A 24,940-nucleotide genomic window follows, 5' to 3' on the forward strand; every position below is an offset into this window, starting at 1 on the left:
TCAACTATGCAGGAGCCATTCGACATACATCTAAACAGAAGTTTCCAGGAGAGTGACCGGGAATATGAGAATGCGTTGCGTCCGCTTACTTTTAACGGTTTCAACGGGCAGGATAAACTTGTTGAAAATCTGAAAGTTTTTGTAAGCGCGGCGCGTATGCGCGGCGAATCACTCGATCATGTCCTGTTGCACGGACCTCCCGGGCTGGGGAAAACCACCCTCTCAAATATCATTGCCAATGAGCTGGGCGTGGGTTTTAAGGTCACATCTGGTCCCGTACTGGATAAGCCCGGGGATCTGGCTGGGATTCTCACCTCGCTGGAGACAAACGACGTGCTGTTTATCGATGAGATTCACCGTTTGTCGCCCGTAGTGGAGGAGTACCTATACAGTGCAATGGAAGATTATCGGATCGATATCATGATCGATAAAGGTCCGAGTGCCCGCTCCATCCAGATCGACCTGAATCCGTTCACGCTGATTGGTGCGACCACGCGGAGCGGGTTGCTGACCAGTCCCCTGCGGGCCCGTTTCGGTATCAATATGCACCTGGAGTATTACGATGTGGAGACCCTTACGGGTATCATTCTCCGTTCTGCCAATATCCTGAATATCGCATGTGCCCGTAACGCAGCCGAAGAGATTGCTTCAAGAAGCCGGGGTACCCCGCGTATTGCCAACGCCCTGCTCCGCCGCGTCCGGGATTTTGCCCAGGTGAAAGGAACGGGCAAGATAGACAGGGCAATCTCCACTTATGCGCTGGAGGCGTTGAATATCGACCGCTATGGGCTCGATGAGATAGACAACAAGATACTTCTTACCATTATTGATAAGTTTAAAGGTGGGCCGGTAGGGATCACGACAATTGCCACGGCTGTGGGCGACGATGCGGGAACCATCGAAGAGGTCTACGAGCCCTTCCTGATCAAGGAGGGATTTCTGAAGCGGACACCTCGCGGACGTGAAGTCACGGAGCTTGCCTACCGGCATCTGGGACGAACGAGAGAGCCGGAACAGGGTCTGCTCTTCTGAGAGGAGCCCATTTTGTCCCCGGAAGGGGATTCCGGAAAAAGAGCGAGGGTGAAATCACACATGTGATGCACCCTCGTTTATTTTTTATTGATGCGGAAATGCTAAAATGAGCTGTAGATGATGTCAAGCTTCAGTTTCTCCGGTGCCCTTTCAAGCATTGCTGCCGACGGTTTCATCTGGTTGTATATGGCAGTGGGAGTGCTTGTCGATGAGTAGTAATAGCTGCTTGTGGTGGAGAAGGTAATGTCCACCGGAATGAGATAATAGGTGAGATCGAACGGCTCGCTCTTCTGCCGCTTGTAATAATTGATCATTGCGGCAATATTTCCGAAATTGTACGAGTAGGTATTTGGGTCGAAAGAAGCATAGAAGCTGGTTACATTGTCGTGTAGCTTCCTGTTCTCAAAGAAGCCGTTCAGTGAATCCTTGTTTATCAGCAGCAGATGGTCAGGCGGAGAGAGCTTAACCTTTTCATCCTGGTATACTTCGGGGATGGCGTAGACCGTGAATCGGGCCTGGTTCAATGAGCGGTTGGCCAGATCAGCATAGATCTCCGAGATGGGGAAGGTGATTTCGGTATTCACGCCGGCCGGACTCTTCACGAAGGTGACATTGTCGTTCGCTTCCAGCAGCTGCTCATTCTTGTTCTCTATATGGTTGATCTGCGTCACTTCCGGCGAGATGTTCAGCCGGTACTCAGCTGTTCGTATCGTGTCGGTCTTGGTGGAGGATCCCTTGGGATCGAGGTAGCTGTAGAATATGTTCAGTGATGTCAGGTTTACGTTCAGGATCGTACTGCTTCCAAACTCTGTGGTGACGTACAGGCCCGGGAAAAATTCACGGAATGTTTCGGTATTTTTCAACTTCCCATGATCCGGTTTCTTGAATTCATCGAGGAACAGCTGGCCCAAAGACTTTGGCAGATCGGTGAGGATTTCGTAGATCTTGATCGTCTGCGAGGTGGTTCCTGAGTAGTAGGTCTCCGTACGGTAGGTATTGTTCTTGCCGGTGAAGGTCTTCGTTCCGAGCGGAGCGCTCATGTCGACCTTCGTCTTCGGGTCGAAGTTGGTGTAGTTGTGGTTCTTGGGTAACGCTTCGATTACCCTGTACACCGCCAGCTTCATGGGCGACAGCGAGTCTCCTATCAGTGAGGTGTAGGAGATGGTCAGACGGACAGAATCGATAACAGCACCATCTTTAAACACCTGGTTCTCGGAAAGGTAGAACTCCCCCACATAATCAGACCGGATGGACCCGAAGACCGGGTCGACATACTCGCCCAGAATCGGATATTTGGTCCGGGAGAAGACAGAATCCACCTGTATGGTCCGGGACGATAAGGTCAATGTGTCCGTGCCCACCTGAACCCTGTCATTTTCCGGCTGTATGGAAAAACCGATCTTGTCGAGGGTGTCGACACAAGATGTGAAAATGATCACAAGGGTGATGCTCAATAGCTTGTATAAGGTGTGAAATTTCATTCGTCTCAAAAAATTATGAACGCAAATATCTGAAAAAAATAGTTGAAAAAAAAGCCCATTACAGGCTTTCTTGTTTTTTTTAATGATAATTGTCAATCGCGACAAAAAATGATGGGCCTTACCTCCTCTTTTTGCCACAATTCAGGAACCGATCTTGTCGCAAAATTCGCCTATCCGTTCCAGGTTGCTGTCGAAATCGGAGGTGTAGGTCAGGTAGGGAATCTGTTTGTCGAGAATGTATTTGTTCAGTTCCTCCCGGATATTTTCACTTCCCTGAATCACCCCGTCGGAATAGTCGATGGCCAGTTTTGTAAGGTTTACAAAATCCATCTTTCCCCGTTTCCTGACATCTTCAATCTCCCTGTCGCCGATAGTGTCGAAACGAAGTTTTTCCGAAAATCCCTCTTTGAACGGTTTTTCGAAATTTTCATCGTAAACGGAGTAGATCACTTTGGCGTTCTTCAGACAGGGATCGTCTTTGTACCCTTTCTTGATATAAATTGGAGCCAGGGCGGTAAACCAGCCGTGGCAATGGATGATGTCGGGAACCCAGCGCAGTTTTTTTATGGTCTCAAGCACACCTCGGACAAAAAAGATGCTCCGTTCGTCATTATCGTCGTACTCTTCTCCCTTTTCATCGGCAAGGGTTTCGCGGTTCTGGAAAAAATCGTCGTTATCGATGAAATAGACCTGCATCCGTGCCGATTGTATGGAGGCAACCTTGATGATCAACGAGTGGTCTGAATCGTCGATAATCAGATTCATGCCCGAGAGGCGGATCACTTCGTGCAGTTGATTCCTCCGTTCATTAATATTACCGAATTTTGGCATGAATGTCCGGATCTCGTGACCTTTGTCCTGAATGGCTTGGGGTAGGTATCTCGAAATTTGCGAAATTTGTGTTTCCGGTAAATAAGGAAAAATTTCCTGCGTGATGTAGAGAATTCTTTTTTGGTTCATTTAACTAACTTTCTTCAAATTCATTACAAAGATAATAAAAAAAATCCGCATAACTGCAAAATCTTTTTATCGGTTTTTTATTTGTTTTTGATATTCAGTTGTTTATAGAAAAGCGGATCGTCTGTTTTTTTGGAAAAGAGTTGATATTCTGCTTTTTTTTTCAATAAAAAATTTGTTGCTTTGCAGGCTGAAACGAAAGAAGAAAAAAACCAGTACATCTCTTTTTTGTGTATTCCAACAAGCATGTAGTAAAAATCAGTCTGCCCATTCTGCTCAGTTTGCTGGCGCAGAACATTATTCAGGTCATCGATACTGCCTTTCTCGGACGTGTTGGAGAGGTGGAGCTGGGTGCGTCCGCACTGGCCGGAATCATCTACATCGCCATCTACACCATTGGCTTCGGGTTCAGCATGGGAAGCCAGATACTGATAGGCAGACGCAACGGGGAGAAAAATTTTCACCAGATAGGGGAGATCGTCATCCAGGGAGTCCTGTTCCTGCTTATTCCGGGCCTCCTGCTGATTGCAGCCTTCAAGTTGGGTCTTACCGGTGTGTTGATGCGCCTCTTCCAGTCGGAAAACATAAGTGAGGCAGTTTCCGGTTATCTCGACTGGCGGGTATACGGTTTTGTATTCGCCTTTGCCAACAGTACCTTCCGGGCCTTCTATATCGGCATTGCCCGGACAAAGGTGCTTACCATCAATTCGCTGGTGATGGCGGTGGTAAATCTGGTTCTCGATTATGGACTGATCTTCGGTAACCTGGGGATGCCAAAAATGGGGATGGGCGGGGCGGCACTGGCTTCGGTCATTGCTGAAGCCTCATCCACGCTCTTTTTCATTCTCTACACCAGAAAGACGGTCGATCTGGAGAAGTACGGCTTCCGGAGGATCATTTTCAGGTGGTCGGTAGTGAAGAGGGTGCTCGACATCTCCATCTACATGATGCTCCAATACCTGCTGTCGATCGTAACCTGGCTGATGTTCTTCGTCTTTATCGAAAATTACCTGGGCGAACACTCGTTGGCCGTTACCAATATCGTGCGAAGTCTCTATACCATTGTCACCATCCCCTCTCATGCCCTGGGTTCGGCGGTAAACACCCTGGTGAGCAATACTATCGGGGCAGGAAGAAAGAACGAGGTGTTGAACCTGATCAGGCGGGTCACCATGATCAGCCTCGGCTCGATGTCTGCTATCGTATTTGCCGTTGCGATAATTCCACGGCTGGTTATCCAAATCTACACCAGCGATCCCTCCCTGATTGAGGATACGGTGGCACCGCTCTATGTGCTGTTGAGCTCGCTCCCTTTCTATGCGGCGGGAACGGTACTCTACAGTTCGGTCTCCGGAACCGGGAACACGCAAAGGGCGTTGCTCTTTGAGATTGTAACTTTGCTTGGATATATCCTCTATTCGTGGTTTATCGTCGTTCATCTCCGTTTGCCGGTCGGTTGGGCTTGGACTACCGAGCATGTATATTGGTTTCAGCTGATGCTCTTCTCGCTCTTTTACCTTCGAAGCAAGCGATGGATGGATAAGAAGATATAGGGAATTTTCGTATCTTTACAGACCGAAAGACGAACAATATGAAACATGGTGCTCTCCTCTTGCTGGTGCTGTTCTTCACCTTTCCGGCGTTTGCCCAGGAGTATGGATGGAAAGTGGGACTGGACTATTTTTTCGATAACAGGGAATACAAGAAATCCTCGTTTGCCGAATCGGCTACCCTGAACGGAATCTGGCTCACTCCGCTCGGGAGCATCGGCTGGGGCGAAAGGCACTCACTGCTTTCAGGGGTGAATCTGCTGAAAATTCCCGGGATGGGGAAAGCGGTGGACAAGGTGGATGTAACTATGTACTATCAATATAAATCGCCAGCTCTCCTGTTCCGGGTCGGCTCATTTCCCAGGAGTGAGGTGTTGGGTAACTACAATAATTTCTTCTTCAAGGATTCGGTCAACAATTATCTCCCACTGATGCAGGGAGTCTTCTGGCAGATTGGCAGCGATCGGAAATTCTTTAACGCCTGGTTCGACCGGACAGGCTATCCTACCTCCACCCGACGTGAACACTTCTTTCTGGGAATGTCGGGGAGACTGTCGCGGGGACTCTTCTTTGCCGATTTCCAATCCTACCTGTTTCATTATGCCAACTCCAATCCGGCCGTTACAGGTGAGGGGGTGAGCGAGAATTTCCAGCTTCAGGCCATGGCAGGAGTGGAGTATGAGGGATCAAACGGGTTGAGCGGGTTGGTTGCTGCCGGAACATTGGTGGGTTACGAAAGGGATCGTCGTTTCGAAGGCGCGCTGTTCAAACCAGCAGGCTTTGTTGCCCGGGGCGACGTCGAGATATGGGGAATCGGTACGAGCAACACGCTCTATTGGGGCGATCCGCGCATGAGACTGGCCAGCACCTTTGGTGGCAACCTCTATTGGGGAACAGCCTTCCTGCGTGCCGGATCGTATGTCGAAAGCGAATGGTATATCCGCCTGATCGAGTCGGAGAGGGTACAGGCCCGTTTCAGTTGTAACCTCCATTTTACCGAGAGTAAGCTGCTGTTTCAGCAGATGTTTACCGTATCGGCATCGGTGGGGAGCCTGACAACCGGGAGAAGGGCGAAAACCGGTTACCCGTGGACAACAATATTTCATTAAGGAGAATTACAATGGAAGATCTTTTTTCCAATGACAAGATGCGTTCGGAGGTCAAGGCCAGGATAGAGACTCTCCGAAGACAACTGCACGAGCACAACTACAATTACTACGTATTGTCTCAACCCACCATTTCCGATTTCGAGTTTGATGCCCTGATGCGGCAACTTGCCGAACTGGAGAAGCAGTACCCGGAGTTTTACGATCCAAATTCTCCCACGATGCGCGTGGGAAGCGATATCAACAAGAACTTCGTCCAGGTGCAGCACCGTTATCCGATGTTGTCGCTGCAGAACACCTATACCGAAGGTGAGATTTCCGATTTCTTCAACCGGGTGAAACGTTCGTTGAACGAGGAGTTTGAGATTGTTTGTGAATTGAAGTTCGATGGTACATCCATCTCGCTGATATATGAGAATGGCCGACTCTTGCGGGCCATTACCCGTGGTGACGGCAAACAGGGCGACGATGTGACGGCCAATGTGCGTACCATCCGCAACATTCCGTTGGTACTGAAGGGTGACAAGATTCCGGCTTACGTTGAGGTGAGGGGAGAGATACTGATGCCCTGGAGTGTATTCGAGGAGTTGAACCGGGAGCGTGAAGCGCAGGAGGAGCCGCTCTTTGCCAATCCCCGCAATGCAGCGTCGGGAACGTTGAAGATGCAGGATCCCAAAGCGGTTGCATCAAGGAGGCTGGAGTCGTACATCTATTACCTGATGGGAGAGGAGCTTCCGTCGGGTAGCCATTTCGAAAATATGGAGATTGCCCGGGGATGGGGACTACATGTATCCCCGACAATGAAAAAGTGCCGTTCGCTGGAAGAGGTGCTCCAGTTCCTGAGCTTTTGGGAGGTAGAGCGTAAAAACCTGCCTGTCGCCACCGATGGGGTGGTGCTCAAGGTCGACTCCCTTTCGCAACAGCGCAACCTCGGTTCAACCTCCAAGTTCCCCCGGTGGGCCATTGCCTACAAGTTTAATGCCGAGAAGGCCCTCACGCGCCTGGAGTCGGTTACCTACCAGGTGGGACGCACCGGAGCAGTCACTCCCGTGGCCAACCTCGAACCGGTCCTGTTGTCGGGCACAACCGTAAAGCGGGCCTCGCTTTACAATGAAGATGCTATCCGTACGCTCGACCTGCATATCGGCGACATGGTCTATGTGGAGAAGGGAGGGGAGATCATCCCTAAAATTACCGGAGTGGACAAGGCCTCCCGGGCTCCCGGAGGGGAGAGGGTAGAGTTTGCCACCAACTGTCCCGACTGCGGCACGCCGCTGTTGCGGAACGAGGATGAGGCAGTTCATTACTGTCCCAACAGCGAAAACTGTCCACCGCAGATCAAGGGTCGCATCGAACACTTTGTCACCCGGAAGGCGATGAACATCACTATCGGCCCGGAGACCATCGGGTTGCTCTATGACAAGGGGTTGATACGGGATGCCGCCGACCTGTACGAGTTGAGGTTCGAAGATCTCGTGAGACTCGACCGCTGGGCGGAAACCAGTGCCAGGAACCTGCTGGCAAGCATCGAGAAGTCGAAGAAGGTTCCCTACGAAAGGGTGCTGTTTGCTCTTGGCATACGTTTTGTGGGAGAGACGGTAGCCCAGAAGCTGGCGTCAGCTTTTCACTATATCGACCTGCTAGCCGCCGCAACCGTGGAACAGCTTACTTCGGTGGAGGAGATCGGTGAACGGATCGCTCAAAGTGTCAGTGACTTTTTCCGGAATCCCCGGTCGGTGGAGTTTGTTGAGCGGCTCAAGGCACATGGCCTGCAGTTCCGGTTGAGCGAGGATGCACTGGCTACAAGAAGCGACCGGCTGGCCGGGCTAACCGTGGTGATCAGCGGAACCTTCGAGTTGCATTCACGCGACGAGTACAAAGCCATGATCCTGCAACACGGCGGGAAGAACAGCGGATCGGTATCGAAGAATACCGACTTCATCCTTGCCGGGGAGAATATGGGGCCAGCCAAACTGGAGAAGGCCGAAAAGCTGGGGGTGAAGATTATCGATGAAAAAACGTTTTTGACAATGATAGGAAAGGAGTCCTGAGAGATGATAACAACATTGATCATATTGATCGTTACTGCAGCCCTGTTTGTCTGGGGAAAGATCCGTTCCGATATTGTGGCACTCTGTTCGCTGCTGGCCCTCCTGCTTACGGATGTGCTGACACCGGAGGAGGCCCTTGCCGGATTTTCCAACCCCATCGTGATCATGATCGCGGCTCTCTTTGTTGTTGGGGGTGCCATCTTCCAGACAGGTCTTGCAGGAATGGTGAGTAAAAGGGTGTTGCGCTTTGCCGGCAACAGCGATTATAAGCTTTTTCTGCTGGTGGTATCGGTGACCGCACTTATCGGCTCGGTATTGAGCAATACGGGAACGGTGGCGTTGCTGATGCCAATCGTGGTGAGCATGGCTGCCTCTTCTTCCTTGAGCGTACGGCGTCTGCTGATGCCGATGGCTTTCGCCAGCAGCATCGGCGGGATGATGACGCTGATCGGTACGCCTCCCATCCTTATCGCCCACAATGCACTGGTTGAGGCCGGGGAACGTGGGTTTTCGTTTTTTACCACCTTGCCCGTTGGTATCCTGTTGTTGCTTTTCGGAATTGTACTGTTGTGGCCCCTGACCAGGATGCTCGACCGGAAAGATCGTAGGGAGGATGATGATAGCCGTTCGACGGTGAAATCGCCAAAACAGCTGGTCACGGAGTACAGGCTGGCAGAGAACATGTACAGGGTAGAGACAAATGAAAAATCGGCGGTGGTAGGGAAAAAACTTTCCGAACTCAATATTACGGAGCAGTATGCAGTGACCATCACCGAAATACGTCACCGGATAGTCACCCCGTTCAGGAAGAGCATCACGCAAGAGTTGCCGGAGGCGGGCTCGGTACTGGGCGATAATGATGTGTTGTACCTGGTTGGCGATTTTGTCAACGTTTCCCGCTTTGTTGAAGAGAACGGATTGAATTTTCTGGACCGCTCTTCGGACGACTCCATTCCCTCCTTCTCTGGAAAACTGAAGTTTGACGAGATCGGGATGGCCGAAGTGGTGGTGCTCGCCAACTCCAATATCATTGGTCGCCCCGTCAAGGAGTCGGGCTTTCGGAACAACTACAACGTGAACATTATCGGCATACAGCGAAAAGACCGTTATGTGGTGCAGAATGTGAAGGATGAGAAGATCCAGTCGGGCGACATGTTGCTGGTACAGGGCACCTGGGAGGATATCGACCGGTTGAGCCGATTGCAGTCCGAGATTGTGGTGATTGGCCAGCCCTCGGTGGAGGCGTCCAAGGTGCCGCTCGAGGAGAAGGCACCTGCGGCCGGGATCATTATGGTGTTGATGGTGGCGGCAATGGTATTCAATCTCTTCCCCCCCGTAGTAGCGGTATTGATGGCTGCTGTAGCCATGATCCTGGTGGGATGTTTCCGGAGCGTACGCGATGCCTATCGTACCATCAACTGGGAGAGCGTTGTCCTCTTTGCCGCCATGATGCCACTGGCAACTGCCATGGAGAAGACGGGAACATCGGAGCTGATCTCTTCCGGCATCGTCGGATCGTTGGGGAGCAACGGACCACATCTGGTGTTGGCTGGAATCTATCTGGGGACCTCCATCCTGACGATGTTTATCAGCAACACGGCGACAGCTATCCTGTTTGCACCCATTGCATTGCAAGCCGCTGCTTCGCTAGATGTCAGTCCTTATCCGTTTCTGGTAGCCGTGGCGGTTGCTGCCAGCATGTGTTTTGCAAGCCCCTTCTCCACACCTCCAAACGCCATGGTGATGTCGGCCGGGCGCTACTGTTTCATGGATTATGTGAAGGTGGGACTGCCCCTCCAGGTTGTGCTTATGGTGCTCATGGTATTTGCCCTGCCGCTACTCTTCCCCTTCTGAACAGTTACTGAAAGGTGGACAACTCCTGAAGCAGGGTTCCCGGACGGAAAATCTCATTCCATTCGAACGAGGTGAATACGAGCTTCTCGGCTGCATTCTTTTCACCTGCTTCAAAAAAGAGGGCTACCCGTCCATCCGCCAGTTGGGCAATGCAGGAGTAGGCTGCAGGACCGCTGTAAACCAGCTTGCTGTTGCTCCACTCCTGGCAGTCGTTGAAACTGACCTTGAGTGTAAGATGGCTCCTTCCGCGTGAGACAGCCGGGTTAAGAAACAGGTGTGCCAGTTTGCCCTCTGCTACTTCAATGCAGTGGACGGATGCTTGACAGACTGATTCTACCAACTGGTAATCATGCTCAATATCCGACCATGTTTCCCCCCCCCATCCTTGCTGTAGCTGACACCCCTTGCCTGTTGATTGTTATAGGACCGCATGTTCATGAGCAAGATCCCGTCTGACAATTCCGTTATTTGACTTTCATTGCATCCCGGCGTGATCGGTTCACCGATCTGCCACGACTTGCCATGATCGTCAGAGTAGATCACATGGACTCCATAGCTGTAGGGCCCATTGGCCAGATTCCCTTCCGGATCGTCGTAGCTGTGGTTTGCCGGGATGATCAGCCTCCCTTTGTGGAGTCCCCTCCTTAGCTGAATACCTACGCCTGGACCGGTAGCGTACCATCCCCAGGAGGGATAGCGGCAACTCTCACCAAGACTTAAGGGGGCAGACCATGTTTTACCATCATCGTCGGAGTAGGTGACATAAGGTAGCCTGGGAGATCGTGATGTTTTTCGGATGATCTCATTTTCCCTCTCTTTGCCGTTGTTCCAGGTTAAAAAGAGCCAGATACGACCAGTCTCCTCATCGATTACCGGGCAGGGATTTCCGCAGGTGTTGCCACCATCATCCCATACGATCTGCTCTTCACTCCAGCTCTTTCCGTTATCTTCAGAACGTTTCAGCAACAGGTTTATATCACCTGTATCACCTGCTTCACGCCCTTCACAGAAGGCGAGCAAAGTCCCTTTTCCGGTCACGATCAACGATGGTATCCGATAATTGTTGCAACTCCCTTTGCCCTGTTCCCACAAGACGATCGTATCAACCCCTCCCTCTTTATCGTTGCAGGAGAGGAAGAATAATAATAAGATGAGGAGGCGTGAGAAAAAAATTCTAACCCTTTTCAAGGAACAAGCTATCAGGAAGATCGACACAATGAGGTCAATCCAGCAGACTTTGATGCGATCGATGACGCAGTTATTCAAGAACTCTTCATTGAAAAATTACGCACTAATTGAAGAGCTTAATAATGCCGTACACTTGCTGTATGAAGCAAAACGTGCAGGGAGCAAGGTTGATCTTCATCTCATGCAAACGAACTTATTCGATGCGTCAGCAAGTGAGATTTATTCTGAAGCTGAAAAGATGCTTGCAAAAGTTCTTGAGAATTTAAAAGATAAAGAAATTCGTAGTATATTTGAAATATACAATACAGAGGCTGAGGTTATTGAATCTGGACAGCAAAACCTGTTTGGGGAAGTACTACAAAAGTCTCATTTACTAAACTTAATTCTTTCAAAATTTGGATATGGAACAGAACAAACAGAAAGCACTCGACAAGATGAACCTTCTCCTCAGAGCTATAGCGAAATCACAGGGAATAGATCCGGACGATCCGAAATTTCAGACCAACGAGAACAGGAAACAGGAGAAAAAGGACCTTCAGGGGAATCAATAGATGATAATACCATTTCAGCCCATGTAGAAGCAGAAGCTGCAAAGGTTGATGCTACCACTGCCGAAGCTAAGAAAGAAGCCTACGAAGGAGCAAGGCATATGCCTGGCATGGAGGATCTATCCAAAACCATGGATAGCTATAGTGATGTATTAGCATTTGACGATTTTGAAAACCCAAAAAACATAAATAACGATGAACAAGGAGAAAGAAGCACAGAAACTATTGAAGCTGAAACAGCAGTTGTTGAAACAGCATCAGAGGCTATCGAACGTGAATCAGAAAATGTCGGAAGTGATAAACAAAGAGCAGGAGAAGTAATAGAAAAAGCAACTGAGCAAATTGAGAAAGCGGAAAAACTTTTTAACGAGATTGACAAGAAGCTAGCAAACTTAAAACTAGCAGGTAAAGAGTATACAACAGAAGGTATACTAGCAGACTACCCTATTGATATACTTGCTAAAGGTCCGATTAAGAAAGATGCTACTTCGTTTGTTAAAGCAGTTGCGAAGATAACAGGACTGGAACATGATACAAACAGCAAAGGTAAAGCACAAATAGTCAACGTTAATATAGCACCCGCAGGTGGCGATGCTACATTTATACTATGGGGAAAAAAGAACCCTGATTACGGCGTTTATGTATCAATTCCTTACAAGCCTGAATATGCAAGAGATCGTAACGACTATGACAACTACAAAGTAGACGGCTCAATTATTTGGCGTGTAACAACGAGAGAGCACAAATATAGAGGATTAGGCAACCAAAGAATGAAAGCCGACGTAACGGCTCAGGAGATGGCAGAAATCCTACTTAATGGTCTGAATAGTGAACTTAGATTTAGAAAATTAGAACAGGAGACAAACGATGTAGAGAAAGCACCTGAAAAGGTAAAAAAAACTAAATTAAAGACTGAAAATATTATGGAATCAAAGAACAATATGCAACCTTTGTTTCATGATATAGAAGAAGTCGAACCTATAAATACCAATCAAAATGAGGAAGTTAAGTTACAAGATGGCACCACTCAAACCGAACGAGGAAGACAACAATCTAACGAGAATGATGCGTTGGGAGGAAGAACAGGGAATGAGTCTAAGCGAACTGACAGAAACGGAGTGGATAGACGTGATACAACACATACTGCCGATAACCAAACAGGAAGCAGAAGATTACCTGACTCACCTGAGAGCAATCAAAGCGGGGATGTAAAAAAGAATACCCGCAATAATAGAAGCAAAAGAGGGACAGATTACGCTCCCACATCCCCCCAGTGCTCGTTTTAATGCGAACATCGCAGCTATCAAGCTGATGCGAAAGCTAATGGAGGATGGGGTTACAGTCCCAAGCCAAGAAGACTTTGAAATGCTACGGAAGTATAGCGGATGGGGTGGATTGGGAACTTTCTTCAATAACCCAGGGCCAGAAAACACAATACTACACGAAGTACTTGACAGCGAGGAGTACGAATCAGCAGTCAACAATATCAATTCTGCATATTACACACCGGCATCGGTTATAGATGCCCTATGGGATATTGCAGGTAAGCTCGGATTTAAAGGAGGAAAAATCCTTGAAAGTAGCGCAGGTATTGGCAGCATCATCGGATTAATGCCTGAATCAATCAGCAACAGATCCGACATCGAGGCAGTTGAAATCGACACCATAAGTGGCAATATCCTAAAACTGTTATATCCGGATGCAAAGGTTAACGTGCAGGGATTTGAAGAGACAGACATTAAAAATGGATCTGTTGATCTAGCCATCACTAATGTTCCATTCATTACTGGATTCAGGGTAAACGATAAGATAGACAAGGATCTTTCGAAAAAGTTCAAAGACATTCATGACTATTTCATCGCTAAAAACATCAGGAAGTTGCGGAATGGAGGGATAGGCATCTTCATTACATCCAGCGGAACACTTGACAAGAGCCGTAAGCTCCGGGAATGGATTACTTCGGACGAGAAGTCTGATGTTATTGGTGCATTCCGCCTAAACAATGAGACATTCTCCGGCACAAAAGCAACAAGTGATATCATTATTGTAAGGAAGAGGACAGGAAACAAGCCAGCCGCAAATGCGATTGATGTTATTGATACGGTAGTCGCAAGGACGGGTGAATACAAAACAGGCAATACGAATTGGGACAAAAAGGAGGGACGCTATGTTGAAGAAGTAAAACCGGTCTCACTTGAGTATAACAAATACTTTGTTGAACACCCAGAACATATGGGAGGTGAAATGTTTGTTGGATATGAGAAGGGTGATACATACAGACCGACAAGTATCGGGTTATTCCCAACAAATGAAATAAATCAAGACGAGGCACTTAAGAGATGGGTTAATAGCTTCAATGAGATTGAAAATACAAATATAGTAATTCATTTACATCAATGGTCAACCTATCCGGATGGATAAAAGCAGAATTCCCGGACGCAAAAACCTTACCTGGAAAGCGTGGCGTCTGGAAACTCTTCGATGATCTTTACAATATCTTCCCAGGGAAGCAGCTTCCCCTTTCCGAAATCACCGCAGGCAAGCTCCCCTTCGGCGGTATCATAGACATGATACCCCCAACCTTTCAGTTTTTCGATATTGTGCTGCACGATCGGATTTTCGTACATGTAGCTGTTCATGGCAGGGAAGATAAGCACCGGACACCGGGCAGCCATCACGGTGGTGGAGAGCATGTCGTCAGCAATTCCCGAAGCGATCTTCCCGATGATGTTGGCGGTTGCCGGGACGATGACGAACAGGTCGGCCGCCTTGGCCAGGTCGATATGCTTTGTGTCCCATTCCCGCACCGGATCGAACATCTCTGTAACCACCGGGTTGTGCGACATGGTCTTGAATGTGAGGGGAGTGACAAACTCCTGGGCAGATCTGGTCATGATCACCTCCACGTTGTAGCCATCCTTCTTCAGCTGGTTGACAACCTCCACTGCCTTGTAACAGGCGATTCCGCCCGAGACTCCGATAACGATCGTTTTCATTGAATTCCTCCTTGTTTCATCATTTCCTCAACTATTGCTGCCGCAATGGCCCTTTTCCCGGTCGGCCTTGCAATCACTTCGCCCGAGCGGATCAACATGCCGGAATGGTTCTCTTCTCCCAGCTCTCCCAGTTGATTGGCAAACACCATGTCACAACCATTCTCTTCGGCCAGCCGGTTGGCAATCCGTATCAGCTCTTCTTCCGTTACATCTCTCAGCAACTTGAACCCCACCAGAAAGGTGGCCGGATTGTTTCGCTTGATCAGCGGAATCACCTTTTTGGTCCGTTTCAATCCCAATACCAGATTGTGGCCGGACGGTATCTTCTCCGAAAGAGTGTATCTGCCGGAAGGATGTTCAAGCACCTCCCTTACTGCAGTGACACCCTCTTCCTCACTGAACGGCAGGCGGCAAATCTCCCTGGCCAACTCGTCAGTGGCGGCGGCATAAGCAATGGTGAAGTCGGATATGGCCATGGAGTGGATAAAGAAGTCCACCGGCACTCTGCTGGTTAACTCATCCACGGCATGATAAACGCTCTCTGCATCGCTGACAGGCAGAAAATCCACAAAGGGGTGCTGCCTGTCACTCAATACCCCCCTGTAGGCCGTGTCGGTCAGGATATAGGTGACGCGAAAATCGTGTCGCCCGGCAGCCTGAAGCTGTTCCATGACAGCCTCCAGACAGTGCCAGCCAAGCAAACCTGTACTGACGTTGGTCAGCCGCCTGACCCCGTCGATCTGCTCCGACGTTCCTCCTGCCGTGATGGCGATGTTCAGCATAGGGTCAGATCTTTTCGCTTATCCTGTTGTTGTCGTCCAGAATGAACACCCCGGGTTGGTGCACCTTGGCCTCCTCGGGCGTCAACGATACATAGGCCATGATGATGATCTTGTCGCCAGGTTGTACCAGTCGTGCTGCCGCACCGTTCAGGCAGATGGTACCGCTGCCGGCCTCCCCTTCGATCACATAGGTTTCGAACCGTTGTCCATTGTTGATATCCACTACGCAGACCTTCTCCCAGACCAGGATGCCGCTCTGGTCGAGCAGATCCTTGTCGATGGTGATACTGCCGGTATAGTTGAGGTTGGCCTCCGTTACGGTCGCCTTGTGAAGTTTTGCTTTTAGCAAAGTGAGTTGCATCTATTTCTCTAAAATAATGTTATCAATCAATCTCGTTTTTCCAAATCTTACAGCAACTGCTGCAAGCGCTTTCCCCTTGACTGTTTCAGTTGGTTCCAGCGACGGGTAAGCATATATGCTTACGTAATCGATACTGGCCAATGGAGCCTCGCTGATCTTGCCGGTAATCAGCCTGGTCAGCTGCTCAACATCATCCTCACCCGTTTCGAATGCTGCCTTGGCTTCAAGCAATGCCCGATTCAGGATGATAGCCTGTGCCCGTTCTTCGGGCGACAGATAGGTGTTGCGCGAACTCATGGCCAGACCGTCGGGCTCCCTGACGATAGGGCAGACCACCAGTTCAATGTTCATGTGCAGGTCGGCCACCATCTTCATCAGTACGGCTGCCTGCTGCGCATCCTTTTGTCCAAAATAGGCCTTTTGGGGCTGCACGATGTTGAAGAGGATGGTCACTACCGTTGTGACCCCCTTGAAATGGGTCGGCCGGGATGCACCGCAAAGTATGCGGGTGATATCGCCGGTCACCTCCACAAATGTGGAACTTCCGCGGGGATAGATCTCCTCCACCGAAGGGTAGAAGATCAGATCCGCACCCGCTCCCGTGGCCAGCTCTTCGTCGCGCCTGATGTCGCGGGGATAGGATTCAAAATCCTCGTTGGGCCCGAACTGGGTGGGGTTGACGAAGTCGCTCACCACCACGATGTCGTTTTCGGCCTTAGCCCTGCGGATCAGCGAGAGATGTCCCTCGTGCAGAAAGCCCATGGTGGGGACAAAACCGATGGTTTTGCCCGACCTGCGCTGCAGATCGAGGTATTCCCTCAATTCTTTTACAGTTGTTATGATCATAGGGTTGTTTGTCAGTATAGTTTCTCCAACAGATCGGCATCGATGCCGAAGGTGTGTTCCTCAGACGGGAAGTGCCCCTCCCTTACATCCGAGACATAATCCCCGACAGCTGCCGAAATCTCGCTGTTCAACTTTGCATATTGTTTTACAAATTTAGGGACAAAGTCGCTGTACATGCCCAACATGTCGTTGATCACCAACACCTGCCCGTCACACCCTTTTCCGGCACCAATACCGATGGTCGGGATGCGGAGTGACGATGTGATCAGTTGGGCCAGTTTGTCGGGAATGCACTCCAGTGTAATGGCAAAGACGCCGGCTTCCTCAAGCAACCGGGCATCTTCCAGTATCTGCTTTGCACTCTGCTCCTCTTTCCCCTGTACCTTAAACCCGCCGAACACGTTGACCGACTGCGGGGTCAGTCCAATATGTCCCATAACGGGGATCTGTGCGTCCACAACCGCTTTTATCGTTTCAATGAAAAGTGCGCCCCCCTCCATCTTGACAGCTTCGGCACCGCCCTCCTTGATCAGCCTGCCGGCATTCCGTACAGCCTCCTCCCGTGAGACATGATACGACAGGAAGGGCATGTCGGCTACCACCAATGCGTTTTTTACACCCCGGACAACCGCACGGGTGTGATATATCACCTCGTCGAGGGTGACCGGAAGTGTGGAGGCGTTTCCTTGAAACACCATTCCCAGCGAGTCCCCCACCAGGATAGAATCGACCCCGGCAGCATCCAGCAGTTTTGCCATTGAATAGTCATAGGCAGTGAGCATGCTGATCTTACGGTTATTCTCCTTCGATTCCCGGAACGATTTTACTGTAAATTTTTGTGCCATACTTCTTAATATTCATTCATCACTCTTCAAATAGCGCTTCCAGTGAATGGTTGCCCGACAACCGCACGGTCTCTTTCCCCAGCAGCGTATAGAGTGCAGACATTTCGGGCATATGGATGCGCAAACTCTCCAGGTGCAACCGGACGGTGTTGCTGTCGCCCCGCTTGACGGGACCTGTAAGCGCCTCTTTCGGCTCCTTCTCGTTGAGGTTGCGGACAACACTTTCAAACAGGGGCCAGGTCGCCTCTCTGACCTTGTCGGCCGGTAGGCCCGATCGTTCGAAGATACGGTACGAAGCATCCATCAAGGTGACCAGATAGTTGGACAATAGGCAGGCTGCCGCGTGATATAGCGGTTTTCTACCGGGAGTCACGGTGAATGTAGGGTTGCCGCAACTCTCAAGCAGCAGGTTCAGCCTCCCGTTATCCTCTTCCCCCTTCTCGACGGCAAACCATGCACCGTGTAACGTCTGTTGTGTTACAACGGGATCGCCAAATGCCAGAAGCGGATGTGCGCTGCCTGTTTGATAACCGGTCACTTTTAACGGATCGAGTATGGAGAGTGAGTATACGCCGCTGACATGGAGAATCAATTTGTCGGTTTTCCCCGTGATCTCAAGGTGGGAGATCTGTTGGACCACCTTTTCAATCTGATCGTCAGGTGTTGCTATCCAGATGAGTTGATTGTCGTTGATCAGCCTCTCCAACGAACTGTAATGGGTAGAACTGGTCAGCTGGGCCGCCTTTCCGGCACTTGCGCCGCCGATACTATAGTAGCCCCCTATTTCAAAACCGTTGTTTTTGAAATAGAGCCCCAGAGCGGCTGAGACCTTCCCGGCACCTATGAAAGCAATCTTCATTACCTAAAATACGTCGCTGTTCTGCGAGGCAAAGGTACAAAATAAAAAATGAAAAAGAGGTCATTCCCGCAGAAATGACCTTATAATAACCAGTATGGATGGTGTGGCTAACTCAGCATGCAGGTGGGCTGTGTCACCACCTGGAAGAAATCGTTCCCTTTATCGTCCACCAGGATGAATGCGGGGAAGTCTTCCACTTCAATTTTCCAGATAGCCTCCATGCCCAGTTCTGGATATTCCAGACATTCGAGACGCTTGATGCTGTTTTGTGCCAGGATGGCTGCCGGACCGCCAATGCTGCCCAGATAGAACCCGCCGTACTTCTTGCAGGCATCGGTCACCTGCTGACTTCGGTTTCCTTTGGCCAGCATGATCATGCTGCCGCCGTGCGACTGGAACAGGTCGACATAAGAGTCCATCCTCCCGGCCGTGGTAGGCCCCATCGAACCGGAGGCATAACCGGCGGGTGTTTTGGCCGGTCCCGCATAGTAGATGGGGTGATCCTTCATATATTGTGGAAGTCCCTCTCCGCGGTCGATCCTTTCTTTGAGCTTTGCATGAGCAATGTCACGGCCCACGATGATGGTGCCGTTGAGCGACAGTCTCGTTGAAACGGGATATTTGGAGAGTTCGGCCAAGATTTCCGGCATCGGACGGTTGAGGTCGATTTTTACGCCGCCGCTTTCACCGGCCTGGCGCATCGATTCGGGGATCAATCGGGCAGGGTTGTCCTCCAGCTTTTCGATCCAGATTCCATCTTTGTTGATCTTGGCCTTGATGTTGCGGTCGGCCGAACAGGAGACGCCCATGCCCACCGGGCAAGAGGCCCCGTGGCGGGGAAGGCGGATGACACGCACGTCGTGTGCGAAATATTTTCCGCCAAATTGTGCTCCCAGTCCCAGTTTCTCAGAAGCATCCTTCAGCTTGGCCTCCAGCTCGAGGTCGCGGAACGCCTGTCCATATTCATTCCCTTCGGTGGGGAGGTTGTCGTAATATTTGGTGGATGCCAGCTTGACCGTTTTCAGGTTGGCTTCGGCCGAGGTGCCACCAATGACGAACGCCAGGTGGTAGGGCGGACAAGCGGCCGTACCTAGTGATTTCATCTTCTCGATCAGGAATGCTTCGAGTTTTCCCGGGGTGAGCAACGCCTTGGTCTCCTGATAGAGATATGTTTTATTGGCCGACCCGCCACCCTTGGCGATACAGAGGAATTTGTACTCGTTCCCCTTGACCGCATAGAGGTCGATCTGTGCCGGCAGGTTGGTGCCGGTGTTCACCTCGTCATACATGTTGAGGGGGGCATTCTGCGAGTAACGGAGATTCTCGTTCACAAAGGTGTTGTAGACACCGCGGGAGAGTGCCTCCTCATCGTTGCCGTCGGTCCATACCTGGTTCCCCTTCTTGCCCATGATGATGGCCGTACCGGTATCCTGGCAGAAAGGGAGAATGCCCTTTGCCGAGATCTCGGCATTCCGCAGGAAGGTGAGGGCAACATATTTATCGTTGTCGCTCGCTTCGGGGTCGGAAAGGATGCTGGCTACCTGTTTCTGGTGCTCGGGGCGAAGCAGGAACTCCACATCACGGAAGGCGGTCTGGGCCATTAGGGTGAGACCCTCCGGTGCTACTTTCAAAATCTCTTTTCCTTCAAATTCCGAAACCGAGACGTAATCTTTGGTCAGCAGGTAATATTCCGTGTTGTCTTTCGACATCGGAAACGGATCCTGGTAATGAAATGGTTTTGTTGCCATAGCTGTTGTTTTGTAATTGGTTTTTTCGATCGGTTACAAAATTACAAAGAAAAAATGGTTTTTTATTCTATTTAAATTCAGTATAAATAATATATCTAAAAGCTCGCTTATTAGCCAAAAAATATGTTCCTTTGCACACGAAAACAAGATTGTGCTGTTTATGCGACTTTCAGAGCTACAAACCGGAGACAAGGCGTACATCGTAAAGGTAAACGGATCGGGGGCATTTCGTAAGCGAATCCTCGAAATGGGTTTTGTACGCGGTCAGGAGGTTAAATCGATATTGAACGCCCCGTTGAAAGACCCCATCAAATACGGCATAATGGAGTATGAGGTCTCACTGCGGCGCAGCGAAGCAGTATTGATTGAGATCTCCAAACTGATAGAGGATGCGATGTACGGACCGGAGAACGACGAGCCTGACGAATTGGGGGATATAGTCGAGGAGCAGGATGCATACGGTTGGGCCCAATCGGACGGATCTGCTGCAAAAGGCGAGACCGGCAAGGTTATTCGCGTGGCGTTGGTGGGTAACCCCAATGCCGGAAAAACCTCCATCTTCAACCTCGCTTCCGGAGCGCACGAACATGTGGGAAATTACAGCGGCGTGACCATCGACTCCAAGGAGGGGACCCTGCGGCACAACGGCTACAAGTTTATCCTGACCGATCTGCCGGGAACCTATTCGCTATCGGCCTACTCGCCCGAGGAACTATACGTGAGGAGCTACATCCTGAACGAGAAGCCCGACGTGATTATCAACGTGGTAGCCGCATCCGCACTCGAGAGAAACCTCTACCTTACTACCGAACTGATAGAGTTGGAGCGGCCGATGGTGATCGCTCTCAACATGTACGACGAGCTTGAAAAGAGTGGTCGCCATTTCGACCACCGAATGCTCTCCGAGATGCTCAATGTCCCCATCATCCCTACGGTAGGCAAGAAGGGTTTTGGCATTCCGGATCTGCTTGAGAGCGTAATCAGCATCCATGAGTCGCGCGGAGGGACGAACTCGGTAACCATCCCTTATGGACGCGTGATGGAGAAATCGATCGGCATCATGTGTCGTGATCTCTCCGCCGGAAACGTTACCGCTATGGAGATGCCGAGACGGTATCTAGCCATCAAGCTCCTGGAGGGCGACAGGGAGGTAGAGGATGTCATCCGGGTGCACAACAGGGGTGAAGAGATTCTGGCCCGCAGAAACAAGGAGCGCGACTATATCGAAAAATTGTTGAAAGAGGATCCTGAATCTGCGTTTACCAACTCCCGCTATGGATTCATTGCCGGAGCACTCAAGGAGACGTTGAGCGAGAAGACTAGCTCGGAGGACAGTACCACCCTGCTCGACGCTGTACTGACGAACAAATATCTGGGATTGCCGCTCTTTTTCTTCTTTCTGTGGGTCATGTTTGAAGCCACTTTCCGGCTAGGTGCCTATCCCATGGGGTGGATTGAATGGCTAGTCGCCCAGATGGGCAACCTGCTTCGGGACAACATGGCAGAGGGACCTCTCAAGGATCTGCTGGTGGACGGAGTAATCGGAGGAGTGGGGGGCGTGATCGTCTTCCTACCCAACATCGTGATCCTTTATGCATTTATTGCATTTATGGAAGATTCGGGTTACATGTCGCGGGCAGCATTCATCATGGACAAGCTGATGCATAACATCGGTCTTCACGGGAAGTCGTTTATCCCGCTCATTATGGGGTTCGGATGCAATGTCCCTGCCGTGATGTCGACCCGCACCATCGAAAGCCGAAGCAGCCGGATGATCACCATGTTGATTGTTCCTTTCATGTCTTGCAGTGCCCGCCTACCGGTCTATATACTCTTTGTAAGTGCCTTCTTCCCCCGTAATGGCAGTTTGGTCATGCTCGGACTGTACGGTGTGGGTATTCTGATAGCCATACTGACTGCGATCCTGTTGCGAAAGCAGTTCTTCTCCGAGGAGGATACGCCATTCGTGATGGAGTTGCCGCCTTACCGGATGCCGACCTTCAAATCGGTGGTTATCCACATGTGGGAGCGGGCCAAGCAGTACCTGTTGAAAATGGGCGGCCCCATCCTGGTTGCATCCATTATCATCTGGTTTCTGGGATATTTTCCACGGGATGCACAACGCGAAGCCAGGTTCGATGCGCAACTTGCACAGGTCGATGCGCAAACCTTGTCTGAGGCGGAGAGAGCACTGCATAAGGCAGAGATTGAACATCAACGCAACACGGAACATCAGGTCAACTCCTATATTGGCAAGATCGGCCATTTTATGGAGCCGATAATGCGTCCCCTCGGGTTCGACTGGAAGATTTCGGTGAGCCTTCTCTCGGGAATGGCGGCAAAAGAGATCGTAATCAGCACCATGGGGGTCCTTTATACCGGTGACAGTGAGGATCAGCAGTCACTCCAGACCCGGTTGTTGCAGGAGAAGCGTCCGGATGGGAGTCTGCTCTTCTCTCCATTGGTCGTAATCGGATTTCTGCTCTTTGTTCTGATCTACTTCCCCTGTGTTGCCACCATCGTGGCCATCAAGGAGGAGTCCCACTCATGGCAGTGGGCACTATTCAGCGTGGTTTACTCTACTGGGCTGGCCTGGCTGGTTGCCTTCCTGGTCTATCAGGTAGGCACTCTTCTCATTTAAACTTTTTTACGCAACAGGTTGTTGTTATATTATGGATCTACAGTTATTTGCAGTCATCATTATCGCTATTCTGGTTGCTATCGTGCTGATACGTGGAGTATACCGCTTCTTCTTTGTAAAGAGGGAGAGTGGTGGCTGTCTCGGATGCAAGGGCTGTGAGCTCCACCCCGGCTCCCATGACAGGAGACCGGGGTGAGATCCCTCACCACTATTTCAGCAGTTTTTCCAGAACCTCCAGGTTGGCCGCCGAAGTGGCCTTTTTACCGGCCGGAGTATATAGCTCCTCAATTCGCGACGCATAGGCCGAGTACACCTTATGTTTCACGATCTTCATCGTGGAGTTGACCATCCCGTTCTTTTCGGAGAAAGGCTCTTCAATCACTGCAAAGGCTGACGGCAGCCATCGGTAAGGGAACATGCCGTCATGTTTTCCCCCTTTGAGATATGCCGCAATCTCCTTCTCTATAAGCAGTGCCGCCTCTGCCGGATCGGATGTCTGCTTCTTCAGTTCGACCGGGTTAACGGTGATCAGTGCCGTGGTATAGGGGGACTGGTTGTTGTAGAGCACCACCTGTTCGATAAAGGGTGACTGGGCCATAATCGACTCCTCTATCCCTTCTGGCGAGAACTTTTCACCATCGTCGCCAATCAGCAACGATTTGGTCCGTCCCAACACGTAGAGATAACCGTCACTGTCGAGGTAACCCATATCGCCAGTCCTGAGCCAGCCATCCACGATGGTTTCGGCCGTTGCTTCCGGATTTTTCCAATATCCCTTCATCACATTGCCGCCACGGATGATGATCTCCCCTTTCTCGCCCGTGGGCAACTCCTCCAGCGCTTCGTTCACGATCTTGATATCCATGTGTGGAAGCGGTTTGCCCGAAGAGCCCAGCTTATGGGCATGGGGGCAGTTGGCGGAGATGATGGGGGTCGCTTCCGACAGGCCGTAACCCTGATACATCGGTATGCCGATGGCGTAGAAGAAGCGTTGAAGCTCGATATCGAGCAGGGCACCGCCACCGATGAAGAACTCCATGTTGCTGGCAAACGATTGCCGGATCTTCGAAAAGAGCACCTTGTCGTAAAAAGCCAGCAGCGGTTTCATCCAGAAGCGCCCGCCGGTACCTTTGTTGAATCCCTCCCTGTTATAGGCATATGCGGTTTTGAGCGCATGTTTGAACAGCTTTTGGGTAAATTTACCCTTCTTCTCGATTCCCGCTTCGATATTCTTCCTGAAGTTGGTTGCCAGTGCGGGAACACTCATCAACAAGTGAGGATTGATCGCCTTCAGGCTCTTGGGGATATTGCGAAGGAGCTCCATCGGGGTTTTCCCCATGGCCACCGAAGCCAGTGAGGCGCCACACTTCATGAAAGCGTAGATTCCGGCTGTATGACCGAAGGAGTGATCCCACGGCAGGATCAGCAGCTGCCTGAAATGGGAGGGTATTCCGTTGAGGTGTTCCACTGCCTGCTCTGCATTGCAAACGTAATTACCGTGCGACAGCATGATCCCTTTCGGGTTGGCTGTCGTTCCGGAAGTGTAGGAGATGTTGGCCAGCGAATCGGAGGTTACCATCTTTATCCGCTCCTCCAGTACGGATGGATTTGCCGACATCAGCCGTTCTCCCTTCCCAATCACGGCATCGAACAGCATTTCGTCGGCTTCCGGCCTCTCCTCCGGGTCGAGCAGGATATATTGCTTTACCGTTGAAAAGGCACCCTTCATTGGCCGGATCTTGGCTATCTGCTGGTCGGAAGCCATGATGGCACAACATTCGGAGTGGTTGATGCGGAAACTGATATCCTGCTCGGTCTCTAGCTTGACCGACAGGGGAACACAAATGGCTCCTGCGTGCAACACACCCAGCTCGCCGATAACCCAGTTGTTTTTTCCTTCGGAGATCAGGGCGACACGATCGCCCGCACCGATCCCCAAGGCGATCAATCCGGCTGCAAACCGTCTGGCCTTCTCCTGTACCTCCTTATAGGTGAGGTGTGTATAGTTGGTGCCCTCTCTCGCCTCATAAAGAAATGGACGGTCTCCATACTTCGAAACGGCTTCGTCCAGAAATGAAATGATTGTCTTGCTCAT

The 24,940-nt window shown here is 50.6% G+C and carries 21 protein-coding genes; 9 read left to right on the plus strand and 12 right to left on the minus strand.

Going from position 1 to position 24,940, the window contains the following annotated elements; all coding sequences use genetic code 11:
- Nucleotides 1–6: 6 nt before the first annotated feature.
- Nucleotides 7–1,032, plus strand: a complete 1,026-nt coding sequence (gene ruvB / locus ING2E5A_RS03105; protein WP_071136147.1) for a Holliday junction branch migration DNA helicase RuvB — start codon at nt 7–9, stop codon at nt 1,030–1,032.
- A 101-nt stretch (nt 1,033–1,133) separates the two neighbouring features.
- On the opposite strand, the gene ING2E5A_RS03110 is transcribed toward ruvB, so the two are convergent.
- Nucleotides 1,134–2,513, minus strand: coding sequence for a DUF4270 domain-containing protein (locus tag ING2E5A_RS03110; protein WP_071136148.1), 1,380 nt, complete (start codon nt 2,511–2,513; stop codon nt 1,134–1,136).
- Nucleotides 2,514–2,654: 141 nt separating this feature from the next.
- A complete protein-coding gene (locus tag ING2E5A_RS03115) occupies nt 2,655–3,473 on the minus strand; it encodes a glycogen/starch synthase (RefSeq protein ID WP_071136149.1) in 819 nt (272 codons plus the stop codon).
- A gap of 227 nt (nt 3,474–3,700) precedes the next feature.
- On the opposite strand from ING2E5A_RS03115, the gene ING2E5A_RS03120 reads away from it, so the two are divergent.
- From ING2E5A_RS03120 to ING2E5A_RS03135, 4 genes are read left to right on the plus strand one after another with little or no spacing between them, the layout of a single operon-like run.
- A complete protein-coding gene (locus ING2E5A_RS03120; protein ID WP_071136150.1) occupies nt 3,701–5,023 on the plus strand; it encodes an MATE family efflux transporter in 1,323 nt (440 codons plus the stop codon).
- Nucleotides 5,024–5,061: 38 nt separating this feature from the next.
- On the plus strand, nt 5,062–6,129 hold the full coding sequence (locus tag ING2E5A_RS03125; protein ID WP_071136151.1) for a hypothetical protein: 1,068 nt from the start codon (nt 5,062–5,064) through the stop codon (nt 6,127–6,129).
- 11 nt (nt 6,130–6,140) lie between these two features.
- A complete protein-coding gene (gene ligA, locus ING2E5A_RS03130) occupies nt 6,141–8,177 on the plus strand; it encodes an NAD-dependent DNA ligase LigA (protein WP_231960428.1) in 2,037 nt (678 codons plus the stop codon).
- Nucleotides 8,178–8,180: 3 nt separating this feature from the next.
- Nucleotides 8,181–10,031, plus strand: a complete 1,851-nt coding sequence (locus ING2E5A_RS03135; protein WP_071136152.1) for an SLC13 family permease — start codon at nt 8,181–8,183, stop codon at nt 10,029–10,031.
- A 4-nt stretch (nt 10,032–10,035) separates the two neighbouring features.
- On the opposite strand, the gene ING2E5A_RS15570 is transcribed toward ING2E5A_RS03135, so the two are convergent.
- Together ING2E5A_RS15570 and ING2E5A_RS14950 are read right to left on the minus strand one after the other, a co-directional pair.
- On the minus strand, nt 10,036–10,371 hold the full coding sequence (locus tag ING2E5A_RS15570) for a sialidase family protein (RefSeq protein ID WP_071136153.1): 336 nt from the start codon (nt 10,369–10,371) through the stop codon (nt 10,036–10,038).
- Complete coding sequence (locus ING2E5A_RS14950) at nt 10,365–11,297, minus strand: sialidase family protein (protein ID WP_197678515.1); 933 nt, start codon at nt 11,295–11,297, stop codon at nt 10,365–10,367. Before ING2E5A_RS14950 ends, ING2E5A_RS15570 begins: the two co-directional genes overlap by 7 nt.
- A gap of 10 nt (nt 11,298–11,307) precedes the next feature.
- Between ING2E5A_RS14950 and ING2E5A_RS03150 the strand changes: the two genes are divergently transcribed.
- Both ING2E5A_RS03150 and ING2E5A_RS03155 read left to right on the plus strand, forming a co-directional pair.
- Entirely contained in the window at nt 11,308–13,053 is a 1,746-nt protein-coding gene (locus ING2E5A_RS03150) for a hypothetical protein (RefSeq protein ID WP_154670014.1), read from the plus strand.
- Between the two features lie 25 nt (nt 13,054–13,078).
- A complete protein-coding gene (locus tag ING2E5A_RS03155; protein ID WP_071136156.1) occupies nt 13,079–14,188 on the plus strand; it encodes an Eco57I restriction-modification methylase domain-containing protein in 1,110 nt (369 codons plus the stop codon).
- A gap of 26 nt (nt 14,189–14,214) precedes the next feature.
- On the opposite strand, the gene coaBC is transcribed toward ING2E5A_RS03155, so the two are convergent.
- The 7 genes from coaBC to ING2E5A_RS03190 all read right to left on the minus strand — a co-directional run bounded on the left by coaBC (nt 14,215) and on the right by ING2E5A_RS03190 (nt 20,204).
- Nucleotides 14,215–14,763 (minus strand): bifunctional phosphopantothenoylcysteine decarboxylase/phosphopantothenate--cysteine ligase CoaBC, encoded by a 549-nt coding sequence (coaBC, locus tag ING2E5A_RS03160; RefSeq protein ID WP_071136157.1) that lies wholly within the window; start codon nt 14,761–14,763, stop codon nt 14,215–14,217.
- On the minus strand, nt 14,760–15,545 hold the full coding sequence (locus ING2E5A_RS03165) for a phosphopantothenoylcysteine decarboxylase domain-containing protein (protein ID WP_071136158.1): 786 nt from the start codon (nt 15,543–15,545) through the stop codon (nt 14,760–14,762). Before ING2E5A_RS03165 ends, coaBC begins: the two co-directional genes overlap by 4 nt.
- 4 nt (nt 15,546–15,549) lie before the next feature.
- Nucleotides 15,550–15,906, minus strand: coding sequence for an aspartate 1-decarboxylase (gene panD, locus ING2E5A_RS03170; protein WP_071136159.1), 357 nt, complete (start codon nt 15,904–15,906; stop codon nt 15,550–15,552).
- Nucleotides 15,907–16,752, minus strand: coding sequence for a pantoate--beta-alanine ligase (gene panC / locus ING2E5A_RS03175; protein WP_071136160.1), 846 nt, complete (start codon nt 16,750–16,752; stop codon nt 15,907–15,909). It abuts the gene before it with no gap.
- 11 nt (nt 16,753–16,763) lie between these two features.
- Nucleotides 16,764–17,597, minus strand: coding sequence for a 3-methyl-2-oxobutanoate hydroxymethyltransferase (gene panB / locus ING2E5A_RS03180; RefSeq protein WP_071136161.1), 834 nt, complete (start codon nt 17,595–17,597; stop codon nt 16,764–16,766).
- 19 nt (nt 17,598–17,616) lie between these two features.
- The gene (locus tag ING2E5A_RS03185) at nt 17,617–18,456 is read right to left on the minus strand and encodes a Rossmann-like and DUF2520 domain-containing protein (RefSeq protein WP_071136162.1); all 840 of its coding nucleotides are present in this window, start codon (nt 18,454–18,456) and stop codon (nt 17,617–17,619) included.
- A 107-nt stretch (nt 18,457–18,563) separates the two neighbouring features.
- Entirely contained in the window at nt 18,564–20,204 is a 1,641-nt protein-coding gene (locus ING2E5A_RS03190) for a fumarate hydratase (RefSeq protein ID WP_071136163.1), read from the minus strand.
- A 160-nt stretch (nt 20,205–20,364) separates the two neighbouring features.
- Between ING2E5A_RS03190 and feoB the strand changes: the two genes are divergently transcribed.
- Complete coding sequence (gene feoB, locus ING2E5A_RS03195) at nt 20,365–22,845, plus strand: ferrous iron transport protein B (protein ID WP_071138167.1); 2,481 nt, start codon at nt 20,365–20,367, stop codon at nt 22,843–22,845.
- Nucleotides 22,846–22,876: 31 nt separating this feature from the next.
- Nucleotides 22,877–23,041, plus strand: coding sequence for a FeoB-associated Cys-rich membrane protein (locus ING2E5A_RS15215; RefSeq protein ID WP_143102500.1), 165 nt, complete (start codon nt 22,877–22,879; stop codon nt 23,039–23,041).
- Between the two features lie 12 nt (nt 23,042–23,053).
- On the opposite strand, the gene ING2E5A_RS03200 is transcribed toward ING2E5A_RS15215, so the two are convergent.
- Entirely contained in the window at nt 23,054–24,940 is a 1,887-nt protein-coding gene (locus tag ING2E5A_RS03200; RefSeq protein ID WP_071136164.1) for an AMP-dependent synthetase/ligase, read from the minus strand.

The sequence above is a fragment of the Petrimonas mucosa genome (assembly GCF_900095795.1).
Classification (GTDB): domain Bacteria; phylum Bacteroidota; class Bacteroidia; order Bacteroidales; family Dysgonomonadaceae; genus Petrimonas; species Petrimonas mucosa.

Excerpts from the sequence above, each read along its gene's own strand:
- ligA (WP_231960428.1), top strand. The coding sequence starts at position 6,141 with ATGGAAGATCTTTTTTCCAATGACAAGATGCGTTCGGAGGTCAAGGCC.
- ING2E5A_RS03135 (WP_071136152.1), top strand. The coding sequence starts at position 8,181 with ATGATAACAACATTGATCATATTGATCGTTACTGCAGCCCTGTTTGTC.
- ING2E5A_RS03185 (WP_071136162.1), bottom strand. The coding sequence starts at position 18,456 with ATGAAGATTGCTTTCATAGGTGCCGGGAAGGTCTCAGCCGCTCTGGGG.
- panC (WP_071136160.1), bottom strand. The coding sequence starts at position 16,752 with ATGATCATAACAACTGTAAAAGAATTGAGGGAATACCTCGATCTGCAG.
- coaBC (WP_071136157.1), bottom strand. The coding sequence starts at position 14,763 with ATGAAAACGATCGTTATCGGAGTCTCGGGCGGAATCGCCTGTTACAAG.
- ING2E5A_RS03125 (WP_071136151.1), top strand. The coding sequence starts at position 5,062 with ATGAAACATGGTGCTCTCCTCTTGCTGGTGCTGTTCTTCACCTTTCCG.
- panB (WP_071136161.1), bottom strand. The coding sequence starts at position 17,597 with ATGGCACAAAAATTTACAGTAAAATCGTTCCGGGAATCGAAGGAGAAT.
- ING2E5A_RS03190 (WP_071136163.1), bottom strand. The coding sequence starts at position 20,204 with ATGGCAACAAAACCATTTCATTACCAGGATCCGTTTCCGATGTCGAAA.
- ruvB (WP_071136147.1), top strand. The coding sequence starts at position 7 with ATGCAGGAGCCATTCGACATACATCTAAACAGAAGTTTCCAGGAGAGT.
- ING2E5A_RS03155 (WP_071136156.1), top strand. The coding sequence starts at position 13,079 with ATGCGAAAGCTAATGGAGGATGGGGTTACAGTCCCAAGCCAAGAAGAC.
- ING2E5A_RS03110 (WP_071136148.1), bottom strand. The coding sequence starts at position 2,513 with ATGAAATTTCACACCTTATACAAGCTATTGAGCATCACCCTTGTGATC.
- panD (WP_071136159.1), bottom strand. The coding sequence starts at position 15,906 with ATGCAACTCACTTTGCTAAAAGCAAAACTTCACAAGGCGACCGTAACG.
- ING2E5A_RS03200 (WP_071136164.1), bottom strand. The coding sequence starts at position 24,940 with ATGAGCAAGACAATCATTTCATTTCTGGACGAAGCCGTTTCGAAGTAT.
- ING2E5A_RS03115 (WP_071136149.1), bottom strand. The coding sequence starts at position 3,473 with ATGAACCAAAAAAGAATTCTCTACATCACGCAGGAAATTTTTCCTTAT.
- feoB (WP_071138167.1), top strand. The coding sequence starts at position 20,365 with ATGCGACTTTCAGAGCTACAAACCGGAGACAAGGCGTACATCGTAAAG.
- ING2E5A_RS03165 (WP_071136158.1), bottom strand. The coding sequence starts at position 15,545 with ATGCTGAACATCGCCATCACGGCAGGAGGAACGTCGGAGCAGATCGAC.
- ING2E5A_RS15215 (WP_143102500.1), top strand. The coding sequence starts at position 22,877 with ATGGATCTACAGTTATTTGCAGTCATCATTATCGCTATTCTGGTTGCT.